Consider the following 24,773-nt stretch of genomic DNA (forward strand, 5'->3'; position numbering starts at 1 on the left):
CCGATCATTAGACGAGGTTCATTCCCTAGTCCGATTTTCTCCTTAACATACAAGAGTGGTCCTCACTTTGTCCAGTTCACCGGAATTCCAGCACCCTTCACTAATCGTAAATTTTACATATAGTTAACCCATTTCATACGTTAGTTTAGCAATTGTTGTATACACTTGGTTTGGGATACCAACTATACATATATTCTAGGAGGATGCATTCATGTTAAACCGGTTTAATGTCCGTGCAGCCAAAATGATGCTCGCGGTGACAACAATTGTTACGGCTACACTCGGAGGTAGCAGTGCAGCGTGGGCTGTGGAAGACACCACCTCAACGACATCTGCATCACCGATTAAAAATGTGATCATTCTGATTCCTGACGGTATGGCTAACGATGCTACCGCTCTGGCTCGTTGGTATAAGGGCTCGTCCCTGACACTGGACTCCATGGCAAGCGGCATGGTTCGAACACACTCCGCCGATGCGCCGATTGCCGACTCGGCCCCTGCCGGAACCGCTTTTGCTACAGGTTATAAATCTCATACCGGATTTGTCGGTGTACTGCCGGACAAAGCTACTATGCCTGGACAGAAGGCTATTGCGCCTGGAGACGAAAGAAAACCTGTTGCTTCCGTGCTGGAAGCATCCAAACTGGCGGGTAAAGCAACTGGCATTATCGCTACATCCGAGATTATGCACGCCACACCAGCGGACTTCTCCTCTCACTATCCGGACCGCAAAAACTATGATGCACTCAGCAAACAACAAGTCTACAATGGCATGGATGTTGTGTTGGGTGGAGGTAGCAAATATCTTGAGCCAGCCGGACGTAAAGACGGCGAGAATCTGATTTCGTCCATCAAGGCACTGGGTTACGATTACGTCACTACACCAGATGGAATGAAAGCATCCGATTCGAACAAACTGTGGGGTATGTTTGCACCCGCAGGTATGGCTTACAATATGGACCGTGATCCTGCGAAGCAGCCAAGCCTTGCCGAGATGACATCCAAAGCCATTGAAGTTCTGTCCAAAGACGAAGACGGCTTCTTCCTGATGGTCGAAGGCAGTAAAGTGGACTGGGCAGCTCACGCCAATGATCCGATTGGTATTATCAGTGACGTGCTGGCTTTTGATGATGCCGTAAAAGTAGCCATGGATTTTGCCAAAGCAGATGGAGAAACTGCCGTTGTGGCTGTAACTGACCATCAGAACGGTGGACTCACGATCGGTAATGCCTCCACAACTGGCACTTATGACAAAGAGCCGTTGTCCACATTTATCGGACCTTTGAAAAAGGCCAAGCTGACTGGTGAGGGCGTTGAAGCGAAGTTGAATGCCAAGCGCACAAACATCAAAGCAGTGATGAAACAATATTATGGTATTACCGATCTGACTTCCGAGGAGGTTGCCACCATTAAAGCGGCTGAGCCGGGCAGTCTTAACTATGCAATCGGTCCAATGATCAGCAAACGTGCAGGGATCGGTTGGACAACCGGTGGTCATACAGGTGGAGATGTCGTCTTGTACACATATGCTCCGAACAATGACCGTCCATTCGGTGTAATTGATAACACGGATGTCGCCAAATATATGGCACGAGTACTGGATCTGGATCTCGACAGCGTGAGCAAACAATTGTTTGTACCTGCCAAACAGGCATTTACAGCCAAAGGTGCGACGTACAAACTGGACCTGACTGACGCTAAAAATCCGAAGATCCTCGTAACAAAAGGCAACACCAAGCTGGAACTGCAAATCTACAAAAATATTGCACTGGTAAACGGCAAAAAGACAACTTTGGAGGGTGTCATTGTTTATAACGGTGTAGAGGCATTTGTACCACAAACGGCCGTTGATCTGATTCAATAATTCGTTAAAATGACCGGAGATTACACCATCTGGCTGCCGAATATTTCGGCAGCTATTTTATTGTTTACTGATAAGGAGTAGGTTCCTGCTAACGCCTATCGTATAATGAACGTAACAAAAATACATATCATGTAAGAAAAAGGAGAGATTCACCCATGTTGATCAAATTAAACTGGATCACGCTGAGGGTCAGTAATTTGGAAGCTTCACTCGGGTTCTACCACGACATGCTTGGACTTCCCATTCAGCGCAGATTCGAAAGCCGTGGACGGCAGATTGCCATGCTGGGCAAGGAGAATGAAGCTAAGCTGGAACTAATTGAGGGCAGTGAATCCATTCTTAAACCAGAGGCCGGCGTGTCAATCGGCTATGAGGTGAACTCGCTGGATGAAGCCATGGAACGACTGGCAGAGCTGAATATTCCGATTGTGCGCGGCCCCATCCAGCCCAATCCTCATCTGCGGTTTATTTACATTACAGATCCAGATGGCTTCGAGGTGCAACTCGCAGAGCATTTCTAATTAGGCGAGTGTGAAATGAGTGTGCGTATCACTATGACCAGTTTGGTGTGCATGTGTGAAGCTAAAACTGCATACATGCACACACTACCTCAAAATGGTGTGGTATCGGTAAGCTTTATGTCTGTTTACAGCTTCATGCGGCGCATCAGCGGCACACCTATGCGATTCAACAACCGATCAAGCAGCAGCCAGCACCAGCGTCTGCCCCATGGAAGGTGGCGCTCATACACAGCCGAATACTCAAAATCCGCCACAGCACCGCGATTGCGTTTGAACTGCGCAGCCCCGGCGCTCTCATGTAACAGATTGCCGTTCTCGCGAGCCTGTCCGATCAGACAAACCGATAACATGCGGTATAGTCCGACGGACTGAGACACCGCCGTATCGTAACCAAACAGCGGGGTTGTCATGATTCCATTTCGGCAGAAATAACCCATCACCGCGTCCAGGCGCCCCTCCTTTCGCAGTCCATAGAGTCTGAGTGTTCCTGATGCCATCGCAGTAGCAATGAACCGCTCGGTAAACTGCGGATTGTGATAGGAGTATTTTTCAAGGTATAACAGCTTGTATAGCTCCACAATTCGCGGAATATCTGCATCCGTCATATCTGACTCGGAAACGAATTCGTAATCGTGCTTGGCCAATAATTCGAAATCCCGCTTCAGCAACCAGCGCGACTTCGAGTTGCCAAAATTCGGATCATGCGCTTGGTACAGGTAGATTTGTCGGCTCGGAATCAGTCGACACCCCGCTTCCGTTAGCCTCGCTGTCAGATCGGGATGAAGTCCCGGGCACAAGGAGCGAAACACAATGACATGTTCAGGGTATCGCTCTTGTAGCGTTTCAAGCAAACAAGCTGCCTGTTCACCAGACATGGCTGGATACAGATTCGTAGACAACAACCAGTTGTTCACATGCACAACTTTGTTGATCTGTGATTGCTTCATTCCCCAACCTATTAGACTGAGCAGCGTAGAAAGAGCTTTTTCCAACATGGGCTTCTGCAACATGCTTAATTCCTGCTTGGCGTAGCTCACGTAATGCGTGTATGGCGAACAGACATAAGCATTATCATACTCTTTATCGTTCACGGTCAGCGGAAAAACGAGATCATCAATCCGGGCGAGCAGCAATGTCGTTTCCACGTTGGACACAAAGCTTTGGGTCCCGTCCAGCATCATAGGTTCCAGATAAGCCCTGGCATATCTGCCGTCCTCTGTATCGGGCCAGTCCATGTCTTTGAACGAATGCTGATCATAAAGACGCACGCGTTCAGTGTTATTATCATTCCTAACCTCATATGTACGGTCATCACAGTCCAATCTATCTTTCATTCCTTTATTCTTCAAGCTTTTACTCCCCCATGAGGTAACATCTTCTTTTAACTACCATTTACATTTTTAGTTCTACGCTCTTCATACTCTACACAACACTGTATAGGAAAAAAATGCCGGTATCAAGCTGTATTCTAGACGAAAAAAAGCCCGTCTAGCACGATAAATACGCACCGACAGGCTCCCAACTATTAATTATTAATTTTTGTTCGCAACGGAAGAAGCCTGATGATCCGAGACTAACTCATTCAGGTTCACAATCAGTTGCTCCAATTCTCCAAAGCTCTCTACCATCTTCTGTGTCAGGTTACGTTGTTCTTCCATGCTCGCCAGAATCTCTTCTGTCGCTGCACTGGATTGCTCCGTTACACTTGAAATCTCGGAAACCTCATTCACTACTCTGGTGGAAGATTCCTTCATTGTAGCCGAACTAATCTCAATATCTGTCGCTTGATTCAACACATGCTGAGAGTTGCTGTTGATCGTACGGAACACTTCATCTGCCGTTTGCACACTGTCTCTTCCGTGCTGTAACGATAGACGAATACGTTCGAATCGATCTGTCAGTGCCTGCGTTTGTCCTTTTAATCGAGACAGAATGGTTGAAATATCGTTCGCAGACTTACCCGAGCTCTCGGCCAGCTTGCGTACTTCCTCTGATACAACGGCAAACCCGCGTCCATGCTCGCCTGCACGAGCCGCTTCAATGGCTGCATTAAGTGCGAGCAGGTTGGTCTGAGTTGCAATATCCGCTATGCTGTTCAGCATAAGCGTCATGGATTCACTTTCCTCATTGAACTTTCGCATATCATTTGCAGTTGTATTGATCGTTTCATATAGATCTTGCATCTGAATATTCAGTTGGTCCATATGTTCGCTTCCTGTTTGCGTGCTCGTTGCCATACTTGCAGACAACTCTTTCATCTGTTGGGAATACAACGCAACGTCCTTAATATGCTGATCCGATACAGCTAAGGATTCCGAAATGTCGGCGACACTGGTTGCCTGGAACTCCACGCCTTTGGCAACTTCACTGAATCCCAGGGTCACTTCATGGGTAATGGAACCTGTTGAATCCACCTTTTGCTTCAATTGATCCGTATAACGAGATAGTCCGCCAACAGACTCCTTGACCCGTTCCAGCATCGTTTCCACGCGGGTCCGCGACGCTTCGACCTCGCTCCATCTTTTTTCACTTTCATGAAAGAGCTTTTGGTTCAGATAGGACACCATGAACAAGATTCCGCCCGTAACGGCGAACATTCCTAAATTGATTGCATTAGTCACAAACTGATCCTGAGTTGTTGTAGGAATAATCACAAGTTGAAGAATGTTGTTTGCGAGCATAACCGAAAATCCGATGACAAACAATTTTTTGTTTGGATAAATAAGCAAGATCGAAGAGATGAGAATGGCCAGCAGCGGTTCAACACTTCCCCATCCGGCGAATACCCCACACAACGAGATCAGCACGGTGTTCACCCAAGGAATGAGATGAATGTGCTTCTTTTTGGCGTTTGCATAAGCGAGCCAGATTCCATACAAGACCACAACACCATTGGAAATAAATAACTTGGGCTCAATTAAAGCTACAGAAAATCCTACAATTAATACAACCCATAGAATGATGCTGATGATCTTGTTCCGTTTCCATATAATTTCGTCAATACGATTCATGCATACCCCGTCCTTTAGATAAAATAACTTACGATTGTAGGGCATACTCGCACTCACATCGGCCTCTTTAAGGTTTGCTCTCGTGCATATTTCAACGCAACGCTCAGGCCACCGCCATAGTACAATGTTACTTCACAAACATGAAAGCAGCGCTACATTATGTATATCGGTATTCCGGATACAAAATTAAATATTAACTGTCAATTAATATACTCCCATATCAAATAAAACAAAAAAAGCCCGTCTTATACGCTGTTACGTACAAGAAAGGCTTCTTGGTTACGCCAATAAACATGAATACAAGGTCTTATTTTCCGAATACAAGTGTCGTATTGGAGGAGCCTGCATACTTGGTGACGAACTCACGCGCGTAGCTGGCACTCTCTACTTGATAACTGTAATTGGAGCTTGGTCTCCAGTTCGTTTTAGGAGAAGTCGGACTATTAAGCGCTGGTGTACTTCCTGTATCCGTAAACTCACCTTTTCCTTTGTCATCCAGGATGCCACCCTTTTCAGCGCCAGCACCAAAGTAATTGTTTTCGGAATAAATTCGTGCTTTTTCACCAATTGTGATGGCCTGATTAAAGTTGTTTGCATAGTTGTTTTTGAGATGGAAGTAACCATATCTTAAAAGTCCAGGACCACGTACATATAAATTTTCAAAATAATTGTTGGACATCGTCACATGAGGTACTCCATTGTAACTGCTGTTACCATCATTCGGATGACCGAGGATGACGCCATACTTATGGTTCGCAAATTTGGAATTGCTAATCGTAATATAGTCGGCGCGATCGCCAATATACAGAAGTTTGTCCAGATCACTACCGCCAGAGCTGTAGCTGTGACCAGCAAACGTCACATGATCAATCCAGTAATTGGAGCCTGAAGTGATATACATCTGGATATCATCATTGGCATTAATATTGGAAGCGTGTTCAAAAGTCAGATTCTGAAAAATCACATTGCTTGAACTGCTTGTGGATCTGAAATGAATATTCGTTAATGTATGTTTGCCAAAGGAACCTACAAGTGTCTTGTTCGCTCCAAATTCAACCTTTTGTAGCGTGGAGGAAGAAATATTCTGTTCAACGACGACAATCTTGGCTGTAGAGCCCGCCATATGTGTTCTCAAGTCATTGAGATTACTAACGTAAACCACCTGACCGTTCTTACCACCTGTCGTAGCTGACTTGGATACACCATTTTCATTCTTGGCACTGCCTGCAAAACCAGTCAACCCGTTCGTACCTGTGTTTGGATAACTGGCCGCACCATATGTAGACGGGGCTGTGGAGACAGTTAACAACAATAGAGTTAGAGCGAGTAAAAGCATCGAAAATTTCTTCAAAATTTCACCATCCTTTATAATATTATCCTCAAAGACAACTCGATTATATCGTGTAACTTTGGCTGTGACAATACAAAAATTGCAAAAAGACAACAATTATCATTTTTATGCAACAGCAGATCAGATATAGTGAAAAAACATAAAACCAGGCCATTCGTTCACACAAAATTGAGCCGCTAATTAGCGGCTCTATTAACGAGTACTATGTGATCCAACTTGGAACTGATCCACCCTTGGATCAGTTCCTAAAGCCTCTGACGAAAAACCATCCGCTTGCGGATAATAATATGTCACGACTTCTGATAGCTGCGGCGGAAGGCGCCAGGTGTGATTCGTTCCAGCTTCTTGAAGATGGCTCCATAATAGCTGGTCGATTCGAAACCGACTTGACGAGCGATATCCTCCATCCCGCGTTGCACATTATCGAGCAGCAGTTCCTTGCTCTTGTTGACTCTTACCTGATTAACATAGCTGATGGGACGAATACCTGTCGTTTTCTTAAACAAATGACAGAAATATTCTGGTGTGACACAGATCAATCCGGCAAGCGTTGGCAAAGTAATCTCTTCAGCATAATGTTGTTCAATATAGTCCAGAACCGGCTTTATTCGCTCATACTGCTGTCCGACGGTATCGCTGCCCTCAACAGATACGCGTTGAATAATCTCTGTCAATAAGGTATAGAGGACAGCGGAGCAGGCGTAATTGCTTAATGTCTGCTCTTGTGGTGTTAAGGCAGCTTGTAGCAGCTCCCGCATTCGGGATAGAAGGTATTCAGGCTGTGCAAGCGTGTATACGCATGTGTCGACAATGCCAACGGTTTCAAACAAGCTTGCTGTCCCGTTGCCATCGAAAATGATCCAGTCGACTTCCCAACTGCCGGATAGCGCATAGTATTCGTGCTTCTGTCCAGGGAATAACAGCATGCCCACACCTGGCTTGACAATATGTTCCGTTTCACTGAGCTTGAGCTTACCCACACCGCTGCGGCATTGTATCCACTGATAATCCTCAATGCCTTGGTCTCGGCGGATATGCTCCTGTTCATGATGCAGGCCGATGCCAAGTAAATAAAAAGGGAGCAACTTGTCTCGGGCAGATAACACCGGAAAATTACGATTGGGATGAGGCATACGACTAACTCTCCTGATCTTAATATTGTTATATCATATTAATTATTTAAGATATTCACTCGAATTAATATAACATATAATCGCAATATATTGATAAATAAAGGAGATCACAGGATGACAATTAAGATCGGAATTGATTATTATCCAGAGCAATGGACCCCGGAGTTATGGGAGAAAGATGCCGTACTTATGCAAGAGACAGGGGTTGCAGTTGTGCGAATGGCGGAGTTCGCCTGGAGCCGAATGGAACCGACTGAGGGTAATTATCAGTTTGAATGGCTGGATGCGGCTATAGAAGTATTCGCTTCGCGTGGTATGGAAATTGTGTTATGCACCCCCACCAATACCCCGCCAAACTGGATGACTACCCGTTATCCGGATGTGCTGCCCATGGATGAGCAACGCCACATCATTCGGCCAGGTGTGCGTGGACATCGTTGCAACAACAGCCCTTCCTTGAGAATGCTGGGCTCCAAATTTGTGGAAGCGATATCACAGCGCTATGGTAAGCATCCCGCCGTCATAGGCTGGCAAATCGATAACGAGATGCACTACCAGGAGTGCCATTGTGATACATGTAATCGTGCATTTGTCGCTTGGCTGCAAAAGCGTTATTCCAATCTGGAGGAATTGAACCGGGAGTGGGGTACAGTCGTCTGGAGTGGTGAGTACAGCAGCTGGGCTGAGGTAACAACACCACTCGGTGCCAGCAAACCGATGAATCCTTCCTATCTTCTGGAGTACAAGCGATTTTGTTCTGACAGCGTAGGCTATCTGCTGGGATGGCAGCTTGAGATTTTACGCCGTAACTGTCCAGGCCAATTCGTGACGCATAACATGTGGCAATATCCGAATAGCCTGGACTATTATGATATGCACAACGAATTGGACTTCGTCTCTGTCGATTATTATCCGAATGAGCTGTATCGCGATTATGGCGATCGGTTTCCGAGAAACGGAGCGCTTACGCTGGACTTGGTTCGTGGCATCAAACGCCGGAATTTCTGGGTAATGGAACAGCTCAGCGGAGCGCAGGGCGCCTGGATGCCGATTCAGCGCACCCCGTATCCTGGACTGATCCGAGCTCGCTCCTGGCAGACAATCGCCCGCGGTGCGGATATGGTCGTGCATTTCCGCTGGCGGAGTGCTACCGTGGGAGCAGAGCAGTTTTGGCATGGACTGATCGACCACAGCAATGTTCCTGGACGCAGGTTCAGGGAGTTCGCGGAGCTTACTCGCGAGGTGAACCAGTTAGGAGAAATGCTGGCCGACTCGACCATTGTTACCCAAGTTGCGATTCTGCATTCGCATGATCAGCACACGGCGCTTTCCCTTCAGCCGCAGGCGGAAGGGGGAATGCACTATATAGACAACCTGTCCTCAATGCATAATGCATTTCTTAAAATGGGCGTAGGTACAGACGTTATCAATTGGACCGAGGAGCTCGATGGGTACAAGCTGGTCGTTGTCCCTTCCCTCTTCCTGTTAAGTGAAGAAGTAGCACAACAACTGGAGCGATTCGCAGCCAAGGGCGGTACGGTTGTCCTCACCAATCGGACTGGCGTGAAGAACATGAGGAATGTATGTGAGATGTTGCCTCTGCCTGGGCTACTGGCTGAAGCGGCGGGTATTGTCGTAAGTGAATATGATGCCATCGGCAACAGTGAGCATCGGATACGGAACGCGGAGGGCAAGACATTCGCTACAAAGCAATGGTGTGATCTACTGGAACTGCGAGGGGCAGAGCCGATCGCCTGGTATGACAACGACTTTTATGAGGGTGTACCGGCGGTTACTGTCAATAAGCTTGGTGAAGGTGAAGTGTATTATGTCGGCACTTGGCCCGAGCCATCTTATTTCTATCAGCTGTTTGAAGGCATATTGAAGGAAAAGGATTTGGCGCCCAAAATCCAGTTGCCGGAAGGTGTCGAGCTGTCGATTCGAACGAAGGGGGAGCAAAATTTCCTCTTCCTGATCAATTTGATGAATGAGCAACGAGAGATTACGCTGGACGTTCCTTATCGCAGCTTGTTGACTAACGAGAGATTGGATCAGAAGTTGACTCTTCCAGCTCTGGGAGTAGATATTATAACTGTATAAGATCAGCAGCTTTTCTTATTTAAGAAGGGATGTCTCACAAGGCTTACAACCTTGAGGGACATCCCTTCTCTGCTTTCACTAACATCCACCTAATCTGAATAAGAGTATTGCCAGTTAGTTCATCTTATTTGATTTTGATTTCCAGTTCATCCTTCTTGGCTTCCTGCAAATCATCATAGACCTTATCTGGTTTACCACGAAGTTTTAATACCATGGACTCCGGATGGTCCAACAGATTGCTACTGAAAGAATACATCATTCCGTCTTCCGTTCCGCTCCCGCCTACCATGGATAACTTGGTCTGTTTCCCGTTTTTAGTGGTAGTTACAATCTCAAGAGGCTGAACGACTTCACTGATCGACAACTTCGTTTTGTAATCGATCTCTTGCTCCGGCTCAAAAACAATTCTAACCCGAGTCATAAGCGGTGATAATTCCACTTCGGACAACGTAACTTCATGACCCCCAACGGTAAAGGTCCGATTAACGTTGATGATTTCCGTTTTGGGGATAGAGAACTTGGGATCCAGTGCAAAAGAAAGATTCATTTTTTTGGAATATTTATATTTTCGTTCCTTTTCCCCTTTTTCTGAATTTCCCACCACATCTGGAACAACGGAAGAAAGCTGGAATTGAAGATTCACTTGCTCAGGCAGTGGTTTATTTCGATTACGCTCAATTGTATTCCGGCCATAAATGGTATGTTTATCATTCGAAAAATGCATACCTCCTATATTTCCGTTATCAAGGACATAACCTGTTTTTGCATCCGTCATCTTGGTATTGACTATCGAATAAATCTCTTGCGAAGCATCCGTTCTGGCGGTATACAATACGGTTATCCTGTTCTCATCCGCCATAACCGCGTTCACGGTAAACTGATATATTCCTGATGTCACCGTCCGATCCACGAGTTGCACATAACCATTATTGAGCGTTGAAGTAATCGTTGCACGGTCCATATCCGAAGTTGCCAACTCACGAAAGGGTTCAAGTACTCCCCAATGGGTCACAGGCTCAGTATATGTTGCCGGTTGTTGCCCATAGTTTCCAAGCGGGCCTATAAGAAACCAACCCGCAGCCAGAACCGTGACTAGCACTGCCGTGATCCATTTGATACGAACAGTCCTACCTGATCGTTTTGTTCTGGCCTTTGCGAGACCACGTTGAATTGCGGCAGTCGTGTCCGCCGGATTCCAGTGCTGTTTCTCTCTTTTCACCTGATATGCGTCTGCAAGAAGTGCTTTCTCCTCCGGGTTAGTGGTCATGCCAATCCCTCCTATTCCTCATCAACTTGCGCAACTGTTGGAGTCCCTTGTGCTGCCAGGTCTTGATCGTACCTTCCGGTTTGCCGAGGATGGAGGCAATATCCGTCAGTGTCATGTCGTTATAATATTTCAGCAATAATACATGGCGATATTTTGGTTTCACCTTTTGCAAAAGAGATTCCATAGCGATTCGATTATCATCTACACTGATCATCCAAGACGCCGGAATGCTGTCCTCCAGATTCTCCTTGGCCAGAGGTGTCGCCCGCTTGCGGCGCCTCTGTTCATCGATGCAGACATAGATGAGAATCCGAATGATCCACGACTTGAACGCCTTCTCATTATTCAGCGTACGACGTTTGATCCAAGCCCGGCACGTCATCTCCTGCACAGCTTCCAGCGCATCTTGCCGATTACGCAGGTAACTGTAGGCGATGGAAATGAGCGTATCTTGATGTTCCATAATGGATTGCACAAATGCCGTCTCGTCTTCAGTCTGTACATATATCCTCTGGTTCATCTCTGCTTTTGTTTCCACCCCGCATCCCTCCTTCTCTCTCTTTCTGTGGTATAAGACGGGTGAGTGAAGCAAACGGTTTTTAATATTTGTTCATCAAAAAAGCTCCGCCATCATTATGAGGGAGCTTGATTACATAGCACTTCGGCCGCCGGTATACTGAATTACGTACACGAATGAACAATCCAAGATCAACTAACTTACAAATTGCCGGTGACTTCGATCCCGTCGGCCAATTGCAGATGGTTTTTCACCCAAGCTGTAAACTGATTCAAAAAGTTCCGTAATTCAGGCTCTGCAACCACCTGTTGATCCAGCTCTGATAAAATCCCCACCCACACATCCTTCGTAATCGGATTCTCCCAGCAGGAATCAAGTGCCTTCATCTCTTCTCCAGTTCGCGGGTCAATTAAGGGAAATGTACGATCCAATGCAGGACGAATATAGTCAAAGTCTTCATTATATATGAACAGCATGTCTTCCATCTCTACTTCAACCGATTCTTCTATGTATAAAGCGGATAAAACAAAACCCACATTCCGCTGTGGACCTTGATACTGGTATATGAGCGTAGGAATATTCCTCTTTGATTTTTAGCCATATAGAATCCTCCTGTTTCAGGCAAATCTACTACCGTTCAGAGTTCAAACCAGATTAAACCATCATCAACCTGCCTGGTTTCCTGCTCCATCTGTTGCATCCAGCCCCGCGCCTCCTCACCCCAGATATGAAACAAACAGTAGATATATGACTCCCCATCCACAACCTCTTCTAACCCGGAAGCCTCTTCTATCCACACTTCAAGGGCTCTAGGCCAGGAAGGATCTTCACGTTTCAATACAAAGCCGTTGGCATGGTGTTCTAAGCTGTACATGTTGGTAAACGTTAATGCACTTGTCAGACGCTTCACGACTTCCGGTAAAATTGCAGGCTCCGTTGTTCCGATCCCATATTCCCAGCCCATATGTACAACCTCCTCCTTCAGACTTCGTTCGCTCCAGATTGTTGCTTTTGTTCGTGGATTTGATGGATTGAATGATCCAACCATAATTCGTACCAGTCCAGAAAATGTAGTCGATTCGTATTGCCCCAATACTGATCAGGATATATTCCATTGCGGTTGGCCCGGTCATCAACCCATATTTCTCCGTAGGAGGCTCCCTTAACGATCAGATTCATGGAAATAGCACAACCAAAATCACTAATGCGCAGCATCCCTGCTGACCATTTCGGATCAAGATATTCATGTTCCAGCACATCCCATTCCTCTTCTTTCTTGCTGTCATCAAACCAATCATAGTTCCAGTTCCATGCTTCCGTGAATTGAAAAGGGTCCGAGATCGCATTCAGCTCATCATCATAACCAAGCACAGCGTATACACCGTCATTCGGGTTTTCCAGACCATAATAGGGTCCTACACCACCCGTTCCCATATGAAGAAGCCATACCTTATACTCCTCCGGCAACTTAATTCGCCATTTCTGTTCAAATTGCGTGATATCCTCCTGCGTCCACACAGGCTCCAATTCATATTCATGGTTTTCTGCACCGAACAGGTCCAGATCCAGGTCCAGACTTCGGAGAGTGATCAACTTTTCACGCATACGTTCCAATTGCATCTTGTACATGGCTTCCCCATCTCCCTTAGCTACTCTTTTACGTTTGTCCCACGGCGTACCCGCGTTGCTGTAACTCATCCAGTGCTGCTGCCACATCTCGCTCAGGACACAACTGCTTAATCAAGCTGGCGGTCACCGGTTTTTCTTCATATATTTCAGCTACGGCTTCCAACGGAAGATCCTGCAAGTCGTAGTACCCTTTGGCCCAATCAACGTAATCTTCCGAGTTCTTCTCTATATATCCAAGTAAAAATTCCGCACCACCTCTGGCGTCCGCTTTGTCTTCCTCGGTCATCGCCAGCTGAATCCAGTTACCAACCTTCCATGACAAGTCGTTCCCTTCCTGCCATAGGCAAAAGGTCACATCCTCCATATCCAACGTTTCCTCATGATCTCGCAGTACAGCCATCAAGGCCTCTGGTACTTCATCGTACATGCCCGGGTAGATTTCTCCGTCCTCACGAGCATGTGGGCTCAAGGGTGACTCATGATCAAATCCTTTGATCAACGTGCCTGAGTTCGTAAACAAGACATGCAGATGATCACCTGCGCCGTTATTGATGTTTCCCCATGCCAGACCTGGCTGAAGTTTATCTTCATAATGATGAACGCGTAGCCATTCTTCCTCCGAAAAAATGATATCCAATGCAGCAAGTATTCTCATTCGTTTACGCAGGGCATCTGCATTCATCATCGTTATCTCGTTCCAATCCTGCATATCAATCCCTCCTGTTTGTATATGTACACTATATCCGGATTAATTCATCCAGCGTGTTATTTCCCTGAATACTTGGTGTCATGACAATGGTGATCCGACTGGCTTCTCTGGAGACGATACACGCATAATTTCCGGGTTTTAACTGAAACAGAACCCCTTCACACGTCTCATCCGGCTCCAATTCACCGCCAGTGACATCATCCGCCGCTCCCAGATAGACGTGCCCAGACGGAACTTGCAGATGATACACCTTTTCCCGTTCCGCTGCGTGATCTGGATCTGAATCCTCCTCTACATCCTCCAAGCTCCATTCCACCTCATACACTCCATCCGCACCCAGATTCAAGAACAGACAATGACCTGCATTCACCTCAGCCAGCTCATCCACTGGAATGGACCACCAGTCCGAAGTATCCTCAAGCCGATGTTTTAACGCTGCCAGATCATACAGGCACAATGTTGCCGTATCTGTAACCATTTGAAATGTTCCTCTCATATTCGCCCGTCCCTTCTGCCTGATCCAGGTCTGACCTCAGAAATATATTCCATCATTATATCAAGCCTGATACACGTGTAAAAGGAACCCATGGACCATCTCTGCTTGCGCAACTCTTCATTTCTCGCTCCAAATGGTCGATATAAGCATAACTGACTTTTTTTGAACCTGATGGAGGAAGCCAAGCCATGTCAATTAACAATAGAAAAGAACCCTTTCGCTACACATTGAAGGAACCGATCCACTTTGAGATCTATATTCTCAGCATCAACGGGGTTAACGCACCAGCCAAACCCATTCAGGCCGAACTCTGCGATATCAGTCGATCCGGCTGTCAGCTGTCATTTCCGCTGTCCCTTCCTGTAGAGAATAACGATATTCGGATTGGAATGAATATGCTGCTCTTTGAAGACCCTCTATATATGGAAGGCACTCTCCGCTGGGGTCGAGAAAAAAATACCTCATGGCATTATGGTGTTCAACTCGAAATGCAGGATGGGAACCAGGACCGTCTTTCCCGAGAGATGCGAATGCTTGCAGGACAAGGTAAAATCATCGTGAAATAGTGAACTAGCCATATAACCTGATAACAAAAAGAACAACAAAAAAACAGCCCAATCAAATTGGACTGTCGCAAGATGAAACTCTTTAAGCTGCTTTACTAACTGTCACTGGTTGTTCCATTTTGGACCAGTTCACGGTTTTTTCGAGAACGAGTGAGACCAATACCCCAATGACTAGACCGTTGCTTATGATTGGAATAAGATACATGGGCAAGGTTTGAAAGGCCTCAGCAGGAATATTCATGACCGCAACTCCCGTGAGGACCGGCAGCGCTACACGATAGATCGTTTTAGAATTAAACGTCGTACCTTCAAGCGTTCTAAGTGCCGTGCCGAACATCTGAAGATAAGCCACGAACAGAACAGCACTGCCGACGCTTGGTGGTATTTGTGCAAAAAATGCTGTTACTGAAGGTGTAAGACCTATCACACATAATATCCCCGCTCCAATAATCAAGGCAGCACGACGCAGAATGCGAGTACTCTCCAGGAACCCGATCGATGATGCAAATAAACCAAAGGGCAGCACACCTACACAGGCTGACAACATCGTGAACAGACCCGTTAGTGCATAGGAATGCCTATACTGACGGCTTGTTGTTTCTGTCCGGTATAGTTTCTCAACTGTGCTTAATGTGGTGATCGAATTCGTCATGTTCACCAGCCCTACGAAGAAAGCAGTAATGACAATGCCCGGTTCCCATCTGGGTGCTCCCCATGGAAACAGCGTTAGGCCTGTTGTTGTCTGATTCGGCTGTCCGCTATGCTGTCCAGGGAACAATAGACTATACGCGATCCAGCCTGCCACAATCCCAATCAAGATTGCGTAGTTCCCCAGTTTCCCCCTGCCCTTCAATTGAATCCATGCCACCAAAAATGCAATGACAACGGACAATGCGGCAACAGGCAGATCGAAGCGGCCAAACTCCGTATATCCAATCATACCTTTGAAAAAATTCATGGTTAATTGAATCGTCATTAGGAACAACATGGCACTCTTCACCATAGGTGTGAACAGCTTTTGCAGCACTTGCGCTGCTCCCAGCCAACCCAGAATCACCATCGTTAGTCCCGCTAACAGAAAACCTGCAGCCAGTCCACCGCCAATACGCTCCAGACTCATACCGGCCGATGAAGCAGATACCGTCAAACTTAGGGTCAATCCCCACCATAATCCTGACGGACCATCCATAATCGCATATCGATGACCGAATACAGCTTGAAGAATACACACTGCTCCGGTAAGGATAAATGCGTGCTGCATGGAGGCAGCGATGGCATCCGGAGACAGATGAAAATTATGTCCAATGGATAGCGGAACAACAACGGTATTGGTAAACAGGAAGAAAAACCACTGTATACCTGCCAAAATCAGTGAAGATACGTCCTTCATATTCTTTTGTAAAAAATGCTCTTGATGTCTGTTCATTCGTTTGGAATATCCTTTCACTGTTCTGTATCATAAATGTATAAGTCTCTTCAGACTTGGGTTAATAGTCGTTCCATCTCGGTATATTGATTCTTGCGCGCATGTGCAAGCGGTGTAATCCCGTCCCGATTCGCGATCTTTGGATCTGCACCATATTGCAAAAGCAAAGCAACAATCTGTTGGTGACGCGGCCCACCATCTCCCAAAATGACCGCTTCCAGCAAGGCTGTCCACCCCAGGTTGTTGATATGGTTCACATCCACATCACTGCGTGTCAGCAGAAGCTCCACAATGTCCACATGACCCCGATCCGCTGCTGGGATAAGGGCTGTGCCGCCAAAACGATTTGTTAACCTCGTATCTGCACCTGCTGTAATCGCCAATTCGACCATGTCATACATACCCTCAGCACTCGCGTATAACAGCAGGTTGTCCAATCGTGCATCCCGAAGATTAATGTCGGCTCCGGCGTCCACTAACATCCTTGCCGTGTCTATCTTGTTACCATGCACCGCAGCCAGCAGAGGTGTCCGCCCCAATGCATCACGTTCGTTCAACCGGCTACCCTGTTGTGTAATAAATCGAATGACCTCATCGGTATGGCCCGCTTGAGCAGCATCATGTATTGTTCTAACCACGTTGTTTTATCCTCCAATTCAAGGTCTTTCTCATACAGTAATATTCATATAGAAACCAAACCCTGTTAGTCAGGTATGCAAATCTAATGTATGGTAACATAAGATCGTAGTATATTAAAAATACATGTTTTGTTGCCTTTCCATACGAATTACATATACATTGCAGGCGAAGGAGAACAACCACTTGGATATCAAACAATGTCGCTATTTCATTGCCATTGCTGAGGAGAAACAGATTACAGCAGCAGCCCGAAGACTTCACATGGCTCAGCCACCCTTAAGTCAGCAGCTTAAGTTAATGGAGGAAGAACTTGGCGTAATCTTGTTTGAACGCAAAGGGCGTATGATGGAGCTAACGCAGGCGGGTCGCAGCTTCTATGATTATGCGGTTACCTTGACCAAATATATGGAGGAAGCTGTAATGGAGATGCAAAGTTTCCGTCACGGCATACGGGGCAAACTCGCCATCGGCATCAATACCATATCGGATCGCCTGATCCCGCAAGCACTGCAACAGTTTCGCACCACCCACCCACAGGTTACCTATAAAATTCAACAAAATGAATCTGCGCAATTATGCCGATTGCTGGAAGATGGCAAAGTTGAACTTGCCTGTGTACGCATGCCTGTCCAGACTGAACGTTATGAGGTGCTACATCTGCCACAGGAGCCCCTTTTCTATATTTCTTCAACACCGCTGGATAGCCCGACAGAGATGGGCGTAGGAGCAGAGATGGGGACTTATTTTGAGCAGCTTACAGGCATCCCTCTACTACTTCCAAGTACAGAAGGACTCGGCATGTTCGAGTTGATTCTGGACAAGTTCCGGGAGCACCAGGTTACCCCCTCCATCATGGGCGAATGCTCGGACATTAATATGTTGCTGGAGCTAGTCCGACTCGGCTTCGCCAGTTCCATCGTGCCTCATACGGTACTACAGCTATATCACGAGCACCCATTTCACGTATATCGCATTCAGGACCAGCATTCCACGGTTGGCTCGGCGCTGGTCTGGCTGCAGAACCGTTATCTGTCCAAGCCTGCACAACACTTTGTGCAACTGGTGCAGGGTATGCTTCCCGTGTAAAAGGCTATAAGCAAAAAAAACAGCAGCTTTACCGGATTACATTCCGGTGAAGCTGCTGTTTCATTTTTATGGTTAAGCTTTAGCTGTGAACAACAAGTCTTTTTCTTTGATCGTAGTGCGACCAGCAGACTCGATGGACTCATACTGATGCATGTTTGTAATAATGACTGGTGTAATCGTTGTATAACCGGCTTTTTCGATCTGTTCCCGGTCAAACTCCATCAGTACATCACCTACGGCAACCTTCGCACCTGCTTGAACTTTAGGAGAGAAGAATTGACCTTTCAGCTTCACGGTATCAATTCCGATATGAATCAACATCTCTGCGCCTGTATCACTTACCAGACCAATAGCATGTCCGCTCTTCGATAACGAGAACACAGTACCGTTAATTGGAGAAACCACACGTCCTTCAGATGGTTGAATCGCAAATCCTTTACCCATAATCTCTTCAGAGAACGCAGGGTCCGGCACTTCGCTCAGCGGTTTAACTTCACCTGTGATTGGGCTGAAGATTTGCTCATCTTGTGCTTTTGCTTCTTCAGTTACAACAGCAGAAGTTGTTGTTGCTGCTGGTGCAGGCTCTGCTGCTGGTGCTACCGGTTGGGATTCACTTTCTTCCTGGAAGCCCAAGATATACGTAATGATTGCCGCAACTACGATGGCAATCAAACCGCCGGCCAACGCATAGAGCAATGTGCTAATTGCCGGACTGATAAATGCTGCCACACTCGGCAGACCTGCAAGTCCTGTAATAACGTACGATTTAACATTGAAGATACCCATGAACCCACCGGCAACCGCTCCCCCGATAAGGGCTGCAATAAACGGTTTTTTGAACTTCATGTTGATACCGTACATCGCTGGTTCTGTAATCCCCATGATAGCTGTAAGACCTGTGGAATAAGCAAGGGATTTAGTTTTGCCATTTCTCGATCTAAGACCTACACCAAATGCCGCGCCACCTTGAGCCAAGTTAGCTGCAAACATCAATGGAATGATAAAGTCGTAACCCAGTGTTGTCATTGAACCAACAACGATTGGCAGCAACGCATAGTGCATACCTGTAATGATCAGCAGTGACATCGTACCACCAATCAGAATACTTGCGAAGATGGACATGTTATCGAACAACCATGAAATACCACCGGACAAACCATTACCAAGAACTGTACCCAATGGACCTACTGTCATCAATGTCAGTGGAACCATAATTAACAGTGTTACTGTTGGAACAACCAAGAGTTTAAGTGAAGCATGTGTTACACGATCAACGGCTTTCTCTACATAAGAAGCAATCCAGATGGCGAGAATGATCGGAATTACTGTGGAGGAATAAGTTGCGGCAATGACTTTAATGCCTGCGAATGTCGAATCCCCTTCCGCAAGTAACGCGGTAATCGTTGGATGCATAATACCCGCGGCGAGTGCTGCCCCAATGTACATATTGCTACCCAGTTTACGTGCAGCACTGATCGCCAGAATGATTGGCAGGAAGTAGAATGCACCGTCACCGATTGCTGACAAAATAATGTAGGTCGAGCTGGTATCGGACAACCATCCCAGTGCTACCAGGATAGCCACGATCCCTTTGATCATACCAGCACCTGTAATCGCTGGCAGAATCGGCGTAAATATACCTGAAATGAAATCGAATAACGCACTTACCGGATTTCTCTTTTTCTTCTCCCCAGTTGAAGCGCTTGAGGTTGCATTATCTGCGTTTGGTGATTTGGACATGTTGCCAACAAGTGCGTTATACACGATAGGCACATCGTTACCGATGATAACCTGGAACTGTCCACCGTTCTCCATCACGCCCATAACGCCTGGTGTATTTTTCAGCGTCGCTTTGTCCGCTTTTTGGTTGTCATTCAGGTTAAATCTGAGTCTTGTCATACAGTGTGTGACTTGATCGATATTCTCTTCGCCACCAACAAGCTTCAAAATATCCTTGGACAATTGTTGTTTATCCATTGTGTTTTGCTCCTTTTATGTGTAATGAAGGTTAAAAAAAAACCTAAACGTTGAATAATGACAAAGCAGAAAAGCTTATCATTATTCAACGTTTAGGTTTTGCCTTTTTAGCAGTAACAATCCCAACTTTATTCAATTGTTTGTTCATTTCTGACAATTCGTTCAATATGAATGGTCAGATACAGTATTTCTTCCTTGGACAACACCCGATTATAGATCTTACGCGTATAGTCACTGATCCTTACTGCACATGCATGTGCTTCAGGATACTGCTTGCTCACCAAGTCATGAAGCGGATTATCTACTTCTTTATCTTCAATCGCCGTTCCTTGCAACACACGTTGGGCAAAGAACTTCAGATGAGTTAAAAATCGATAATAACTCAATGAATCTTCATCAAGTTCAATCACAAAGCTACGTCTTACGATGTTAAGTATGTCCTTAACAATGTTCGTAATACTGATCGTTTCCCTCATCTCACCGTTCATCTGGGCATTAACCAGATGCATTGCAATGAATGCGCATTCGTCTTCGGGTAGCAGGACACCTAATGTTTCCTCAATAATCTGTAGCGCCTTGAGTCCAATGGCATATTCCTTCCGGTACATGCGCTTGATCTCCCAGAACAATGCGTTACGGATCTGCAATCCTTGACGATGTCGATCAATGGCAAAATGAATATGATCCGTCAGTGAAATGTAGATGCTCTCATGCAGCTTCTCACCTAACACCGTCTCGGCATAACGGATAATCTCATCCGAGCACTCGACATATTCAACCGGGATATCAGACAGAAGTGTTTTAAGTTTCTGTGATACTTCCTTACTTTCAAGCGAGAATATTTTTTCGACGAGACTTTCGTCAATCGATTCACCAGTATGCTTTTTGAAGGCAATTCCACGTCCCATAACGACCAGTTCGTTTCCTCCCGGATCAATTACGGTAACTACGTTGTTGTTGAGCACCTTCTCAATTTTCATTTCTTCACATCACCTTGCACCGTCAAAGTAGTAAAAGGCAAAACCAAAGCAGATCACGAAATATGCCCTGCTTCTGGTTTTGCCTGATTGAACAGTAACAATCCAGTATTCATTAGCCTTAGGCCCATCTTACCATATAATTATCCATATGACAATGTTTTTGTGAAAGCGGTTAATGTGCGTTAATGTGACAGATGAAGGTGCTTGTAGAACTAAGCTCTAAGAACTAGTATTTACTCATTGTTGTTCTTAAGACTTGCGCCATTGGTACTAATAACTTCCTTGTACCAATGGAATGATTTTTTCTTGTAACGATCCAATGTTCCTGACCCGTCATTGTTGCGGTCTACATAGATGAAACCATAACGTTTCTTCATCTCTGCTGTTGAAGCACTTACCAGGTCAATACAGCCCCATGACGTATACCCCATCACTTCTACGCCATCCTCAAGAGCTTCGCCCACCTGTACCAGATGGTCATTCAAGTATTGAATACGGTAATCATCGTTCACCGTTTTATTGCCATTTTCGTCCGTGATCAGCTCATCTACTGCACCCAGACCATTTTCGACAATAAACAATGGTTTTTGATAACGGTCCCAGTATTTGTTCAAGGTTACGCGCAGTCCTTGCGGATCGATTTGCCAGCCCCACTCACTCGCTTTGAGATAAGGGTTTTGCACACCCGCGAACAAGTTTCCTTTTCCTTCGATACGTTTCTCGGGATCACCTGTCTCACAGATACTTACATAATAACTGAACGAGATAAAGTCTACGGTATGCTTAAGAATTTCAGCATCGCCGTCTTCAAACTTGATATTGATATTATTCGCTTTGAAATAACGATTAATGTATTTTGGATAGTAACCACGTGCATGGATATCAGCAAAGATATCATTGCGCTGTTCCGCATGCATTGCTGCAACCACATCATCCGGGTTAGGAGTCAGCGGATACGTAGGCATGCTCAATACCATACAGCCGATTTTGGCTTCAGGCATAATTTCATGACCCAGTTTCACTGCGAGCGCACTGGCTACCAATTCATGATGGATCGCTTGGTACAGATCCTGTTTGGACAGTTCTGCTTTTGGCGTATAGATCCCGCCGCTCATGAATGGCTCCTCCAGAATGGAGTTAATCTCATTGAATGTCAGCCAGTATTTAACTTTGCCTTTGAAACGGTTGAACAGAACTGTTACATAACGCTCGTAGAAATCGATCATTTTACGGTTAACCCAGCCATCATACGTTTTGGACAAATGCAGCGGTGTCTCATAGTGAGAGATCGTTACGAGTGGTTCAATCCCGTATTTGTGGCACTCATCGAACAGGTCATCGTAGAATTGCAGACCTTTCTCATTTGGCTCCAATTCATCACCTTTAGGGAAGATACGGGACCAAGCGATAGATGTACGGAATACTTTGAAGCCCATTTCAGCAAACAGTTTAACATCCTCTTTGTAACGGTTATAGAAGTCAATTCCAATCAGTTTCAGGTTATCTTCTGTAGGTGCTTCCGTTCTAGGCGTTGTAATCCCGTGTGGCATTACATCTTGAACAGACAGACCTTTGCCATCTGTATTATAAGCTCCTTCAAGTTGGTTGGCTGCTACAGCGCCGCCCCATAGGAAGTCTTTCGGAAATGGTGTAGTCATGTCAATCATTCCTCTCATTATTTAGTCTTCTAAGTGTCGATTCGCCTTTGTCAGATACAAGCGGTCCATAATATCATGAAATTCTTCTCCATCAACCACATCATTAGGTGCAAAAAGTTGTGCCTCTTTGCCACCCATAATATCGTATTGTGAGCTGTTTCGTATTGCTTCATATGCCCAATGAGTCGGAGGTACGTCATCAAACATAGCCGCCTCTGATTGATCAGGTTCTATACCCAAGTTTTTCTTCATTTTGTCCAAAATAACCGCTAATTGAGCTCGTGTTATATCACCTAAAGGGGAAAATTTATTATTCCCCGTTCCTTGCATTACACCTGCTTCTGTAACCTGCGAGATAGCCTTTTGAGACCATCGTTCAAACGTATCGCTATAACTCTCTTCATATTGAGGATTTGGGAGTTTCAAAAAATCAGCAATCCATACGGCAAGCTGAGTCCGATCCACAATTTCATGCGCTTTAATTCTTCGGTCCATCCGGGTATATATATCGACATCAGATATTCCTTTGTCTTGATTAAACAAAAAGTCAGGTGTCTGATAACTTGCCAAAGCAGGAACCCATGACCAATGTTTCAATCCACCATAGAGATTATTTCCTTCCATGAAATCATCATCGTATACGAAAATGTCCGGATCACTCCCTAGTTCCAACAACGCTTCATACGCAAGTATACTCGTACGACTATCTGTTGTAGGATCACCCTTAGCATGGTGAAGCCAAATAGGAACATTCACAATATCTTTAAGTGCATCTTTAAATCCATCCACTGACCCCGTATAATCTGCAACTGTATCCTTGGCCGCAATGACAACAGCTCCTGCAAACAGATCCGGATATTGCATCATAAACCGAAGGGCTCCGCCACCCCCACTAGATACACCAGCCAAATAAATCCGATCCGGATCAACCTCCCCTTCAGCTACAAGCTTCTGGATCAGCTCATACTGTGCAACAAAATATGCTTGCATTTTAGCCAGTTGTTCAGGGTTATCGTAAATTTTGAAACTGTAATTCTCGGGATACTGTACAGCAAGCACGGAAGTATCATACCCCGATTCTGTCCAGACTACTGCTCCACGATTAGCCGTAAGATGACTTCTACCATCCGTACCTACTTCTCCCCCGCCATGAAGCCATACGACAAGCGGTTGTGCGTTGGTGGAAGGACTACGCTTCAGACGGTAAGACAACGCTTCACCGTTGCTGCCCGTGTACGTACCTTTTTCAAAATCATCGACGGTTCGGGTAACAACCTTATCCACATTGGTCTCATCAAAAGATAGCTCTGGATACGTTTTGTTCGTTACCTTAAATTTTGAAATCATACCTCCAGGATATTTAAACGGCTCGACCTCCATATGGATGGTATGATCCTGAATCGTCAATTTTATCCCGTCGTCTTCATACTCATTTTGTATGATCTCTTCCGCTTCATTTAAAGGATAGCCATCATAATTGCCAGTAATTTCGAAGTCTGAAGCTTTCAGATTCTGATATTTCTCTGGATTCGCTACAGTAATGTCAAAGGACTCTACCATCTCTCCAGGATCACCAACATAGGTATTGGCCTGAATCCGACTGACCTCAATACTTTCCGCAATCGCTGCTGTAGGCCAGATTGTGGTTAGGCACAGGGTTAATGCTAGCATCCATCTCGTACTCTGTGTGCTCATGTTCCATCTTCTCAAACGACAATCCCTCCAATGTAATGTTGGGCAACACATGAAAAAGCGGACAAGCACTAACCAAAAGGGCTCTCAAAACCATGAAGTTCATTGAGATACCTACTTTCGTGTTAGGTTTTGCCCGCTTTTTATGCGG

General features: G+C 45.7%; 22 protein-coding genes. 5 read left to right on the forward strand and 17 right to left on the reverse strand.

Annotation, left to right across the window (positions count from 1 at the left end; all coding sequences use genetic code 11):
- Positions 1-211: 211 nt before the first annotated feature.
- Together MKY44_RS20670 and MKY44_RS20675 are read left to right on the forward strand one after the other, a co-directional pair.
- A complete protein-coding gene (locus MKY44_RS20670; protein WP_341008379.1) occupies positions 212-1,864 on the forward strand; it encodes an alkaline phosphatase in 1,653 nt (550 codons plus the stop codon).
- Between the two features lie 155 nt (positions 1,865-2,019).
- Positions 2,020-2,385, forward strand: a complete 366-nt coding sequence (locus MKY44_RS20675) for a VOC family protein (RefSeq protein WP_341008380.1) — start codon at positions 2,020-2,022, stop codon at positions 2,383-2,385.
- Between the two features lie 125 nt (positions 2,386-2,510).
- Here the strand turns inward: MKY44_RS20675 and MKY44_RS20680 are convergent, their stop codons facing one another.
- The 4 genes from MKY44_RS20680 to MKY44_RS20695 form a co-directional block, all read right to left on the reverse strand.
- Positions 2,511-3,734: a GNAT family N-acetyltransferase gene (locus tag MKY44_RS20680; RefSeq protein ID WP_341008381.1), complete on the reverse strand. Its 1,224-nt coding sequence runs from the start codon at positions 3,732-3,734 to the stop codon at positions 2,511-2,513.
- Between the two features lie 183 nt (positions 3,735-3,917).
- Positions 3,918-5,396 (reverse strand): methyl-accepting chemotaxis protein, encoded by a 1,479-nt coding sequence (locus MKY44_RS20685; RefSeq protein WP_341008382.1) that lies wholly within the window; start codon positions 5,394-5,396, stop codon positions 3,918-3,920.
- A gap of 307 nt (positions 5,397-5,703) precedes the next feature.
- Positions 5,704-6,747, reverse strand: a complete 1,044-nt coding sequence (locus MKY44_RS20690) for a pectate lyase family protein (RefSeq protein WP_445255250.1) — start codon at positions 6,745-6,747, stop codon at positions 5,704-5,706.
- Between the two features lie 290 nt (positions 6,748-7,037).
- Entirely contained in the window at positions 7,038-7,880 is an 843-nt protein-coding gene (locus MKY44_RS20695) for an AraC family transcriptional regulator (RefSeq protein WP_341008383.1), read from the reverse strand.
- Between the two features lie 114 nt (positions 7,881-7,994).
- On the opposite strand from MKY44_RS20695, the gene MKY44_RS20700 reads away from it, so the two are divergent.
- Positions 7,995-9,980, forward strand: coding sequence for a beta-galactosidase (locus MKY44_RS20700; RefSeq protein WP_341008384.1), 1,986 nt, complete (start codon positions 7,995-7,997; stop codon positions 9,978-9,980).
- Between the two features lie 124 nt (positions 9,981-10,104).
- Here MKY44_RS20700 and MKY44_RS20705 read toward each other — a convergent pair whose 3' ends face one another.
- The 7 genes from MKY44_RS20705 to MKY44_RS20735 form a co-directional block, all read right to left on the reverse strand.
- Positions 10,105-11,247 (reverse strand): DUF4179 domain-containing protein, encoded by a 1,143-nt coding sequence (locus MKY44_RS20705; protein ID WP_341008385.1) that lies wholly within the window; start codon positions 11,245-11,247, stop codon positions 10,105-10,107.
- On the reverse strand, positions 11,237-11,785 hold the full coding sequence (locus MKY44_RS20710; RefSeq protein ID WP_341008386.1) for a sigma-70 family RNA polymerase sigma factor: 549 nt from the start codon (positions 11,783-11,785) through the stop codon (positions 11,237-11,239). The genes MKY44_RS20705 and MKY44_RS20710 overlap by 11 nt, the downstream gene beginning before the upstream one ends.
- Positions 11,786-11,964: 179 nt before the next feature.
- Positions 11,965-12,240: a hypothetical protein gene (locus MKY44_RS20715; RefSeq protein WP_341008387.1), complete on the reverse strand. Its 276-nt coding sequence runs from the start codon at positions 12,238-12,240 to the stop codon at positions 11,965-11,967.
- A gap of 161 nt (positions 12,241-12,401) precedes the next feature.
- Positions 12,402-12,728: a hypothetical protein gene (locus tag MKY44_RS20720; RefSeq protein WP_341008388.1), complete on the reverse strand. Its 327-nt coding sequence runs from the start codon at positions 12,726-12,728 to the stop codon at positions 12,402-12,404.
- A gap of 17 nt (positions 12,729-12,745) precedes the next feature.
- Positions 12,746-13,462, reverse strand: coding sequence for an SMI1/KNR4 family protein (locus tag MKY44_RS20725; protein ID WP_341008389.1), 717 nt, complete (start codon positions 13,460-13,462; stop codon positions 12,746-12,748).
- The gene (locus tag MKY44_RS20730; protein ID WP_341008390.1) at positions 13,422-14,102 is read right to left on the reverse strand and encodes a hypothetical protein; all 681 of its coding nucleotides are present in this window, start codon (positions 14,100-14,102) and stop codon (positions 13,422-13,424) included. Before MKY44_RS20730 ends, MKY44_RS20725 begins: the two co-directional genes overlap by 41 nt.
- A 28-nt stretch (positions 14,103-14,130) precedes the next feature.
- Positions 14,131-14,598, reverse strand: coding sequence for a DUF6386 family protein (locus MKY44_RS20735; protein ID WP_036617374.1), 468 nt, complete (start codon positions 14,596-14,598; stop codon positions 14,131-14,133).
- Positions 14,599-14,786: 188 nt separating this feature from the next.
- Between MKY44_RS20735 and MKY44_RS20740 the strand changes: the two genes are divergently transcribed.
- Entirely contained in the window at positions 14,787-15,164 is a 378-nt protein-coding gene (locus MKY44_RS20740; protein ID WP_341008391.1) for a PilZ domain-containing protein, read from the forward strand.
- A gap of 82 nt (positions 15,165-15,246) precedes the next feature.
- On the opposite strand, the gene MKY44_RS20745 is transcribed toward MKY44_RS20740, so the two are convergent.
- Positions 15,247-16,590, reverse strand: coding sequence for a uracil/xanthine transporter (locus MKY44_RS20745; protein ID WP_341008392.1), 1,344 nt, complete (start codon positions 16,588-16,590; stop codon positions 15,247-15,249).
- A gap of 50 nt (positions 16,591-16,640) precedes the next feature.
- On the reverse strand, positions 16,641-17,228 hold the full coding sequence (locus MKY44_RS20750) for an ankyrin repeat domain-containing protein (protein ID WP_341008394.1): 588 nt from the start codon (positions 17,226-17,228) through the stop codon (positions 16,641-16,643).
- Between the two features lie 184 nt (positions 17,229-17,412).
- On the opposite strand from MKY44_RS20750, the gene MKY44_RS20755 reads away from it, so the two are divergent.
- Complete coding sequence (locus MKY44_RS20755) at positions 17,413-18,315, forward strand: LysR family transcriptional regulator (RefSeq protein ID WP_341008396.1); 903 nt, start codon at positions 17,413-17,415, stop codon at positions 18,313-18,315.
- A 72-nt stretch (positions 18,316-18,387) separates the two neighbouring features.
- Here the strand turns inward: MKY44_RS20755 and MKY44_RS20760 are convergent, their stop codons facing one another.
- From MKY44_RS20760 to MKY44_RS20775, 4 genes are all read right to left on the reverse strand, one after another.
- Entirely contained in the window at positions 18,388-20,292 is a 1,905-nt protein-coding gene (locus MKY44_RS20760) for a beta-glucoside-specific PTS transporter subunit IIABC (RefSeq protein WP_341008397.1), read from the reverse strand.
- A gap of 128 nt (positions 20,293-20,420) precedes the next feature.
- Positions 20,421-21,272 carry a BglG family transcription antiterminator LicT gene (gene licT / locus MKY44_RS20765; protein ID WP_036617363.1) on the reverse strand — a complete coding sequence of 284 codons (852 nt, stop codon included), beginning with the start codon at positions 21,270-21,272 and terminating at the stop codon, positions 20,421-20,423.
- 233 nt (positions 21,273-21,505) lie between these two features.
- On the reverse strand, positions 21,506-22,930 hold the full coding sequence (locus MKY44_RS20770) for a glycoside hydrolase family 1 protein (RefSeq protein ID WP_036617361.1): 1,425 nt from the start codon (positions 22,928-22,930) through the stop codon (positions 21,506-21,508).
- A 21-nt stretch (positions 22,931-22,951) separates the two neighbouring features.
- Positions 22,952-24,640 carry an S-layer homology domain-containing protein gene (locus tag MKY44_RS20775; protein WP_341008398.1) on the reverse strand — a complete coding sequence of 563 codons (1,689 nt, stop codon included), beginning with the start codon at positions 24,638-24,640 and terminating at the stop codon, positions 22,952-22,954.
- Positions 24,641-24,773 lie beyond the last annotated feature (133 nt).

It is taken from the genome of Paenibacillus sp. FSL R7-0026 (assembly GCF_038004485.1).
Taxonomy (GTDB): domain Bacteria; phylum Bacillota; class Bacilli; order Paenibacillales; family Paenibacillaceae; genus Paenibacillus; species Paenibacillus xylanexedens_A.

What these genes read in the sequence shown, in the direction of transcription:
- MKY44_RS20670 (WP_341008379.1), top strand. Translation starts at nt 212, where the DNA reads ATGTTAAACCGGTTTAATGTCCGTGCAGCCAAAATGATGCTCGCGGTG.
- MKY44_RS20675 (WP_341008380.1), top strand. Translation starts at nt 2,020, where the DNA reads ATGTTGATCAAATTAAACTGGATCACGCTGAGGGTCAGTAATTTGGAA.
- MKY44_RS20685 (WP_341008382.1), bottom strand. Translation starts at nt 5,396, where the DNA reads ATGAATCGTATTGACGAAATTATATGGAAACGGAACAAGATCATCAGC.
- MKY44_RS20695 (WP_341008383.1), bottom strand. Translation starts at nt 7,880, where the DNA reads ATGCCTCATCCCAATCGTAATTTTCCGGTGTTATCTGCCCGAGACAAG.
- MKY44_RS20700 (WP_341008384.1), top strand. Translation starts at nt 7,995, where the DNA reads ATGACAATTAAGATCGGAATTGATTATTATCCAGAGCAATGGACCCCG.
- MKY44_RS20705 (WP_341008385.1), bottom strand. Translation starts at nt 11,247, where the DNA reads ATGACCACTAACCCGGAGGAGAAAGCACTTCTTGCAGACGCATATCAG.
- MKY44_RS20715 (WP_341008387.1), bottom strand. Translation starts at nt 12,240, where the DNA reads ATGCTGTTCATATATAATGAAGACTTTGACTATATTCGTCCTGCATTG.
- MKY44_RS20720 (WP_341008388.1), bottom strand. Translation starts at nt 12,728, where the DNA reads ATGGGCTGGGAATATGGGATCGGAACAACGGAGCCTGCAATTTTACCG.
- MKY44_RS20725 (WP_341008389.1), bottom strand. Translation starts at nt 13,462, where the DNA reads ATGAGTTACAGCAACGCGGGTACGCCGTGGGACAAACGTAAAAGAGTA.
- MKY44_RS20730 (WP_341008390.1), bottom strand. Translation starts at nt 14,102, where the DNA reads ATGCAGGATTGGAACGAGATAACGATGATGAATGCAGATGCCCTGCGT.
- MKY44_RS20735 (WP_036617374.1), bottom strand. Translation starts at nt 14,598, where the DNA reads ATGAGAGGAACATTTCAAATGGTTACAGATACGGCAACATTGTGCCTG.
- MKY44_RS20740 (WP_341008391.1), top strand. Translation starts at nt 14,787, where the DNA reads ATGTCAATTAACAATAGAAAAGAACCCTTTCGCTACACATTGAAGGAA.
- MKY44_RS20745 (WP_341008392.1), bottom strand. Translation starts at nt 16,590, where the DNA reads ATGAACAGACATCAAGAGCATTTTTTACAAAAGAATATGAAGGACGTA.
- MKY44_RS20760 (WP_341008397.1), bottom strand. Translation starts at nt 20,292, where the DNA reads ATGGATAAACAACAATTGTCCAAGGATATTTTGAAGCTTGTTGGTGGC.
- licT (WP_036617363.1), bottom strand. Translation starts at nt 21,272, where the DNA reads ATGAAAATTGAGAAGGTGCTCAACAACAACGTAGTTACCGTAATTGAT.
- MKY44_RS20770 (WP_036617361.1), bottom strand. Translation starts at nt 22,930, where the DNA reads ATGACTACACCATTTCCGAAAGACTTCCTATGGGGCGGCGCTGTAGCA.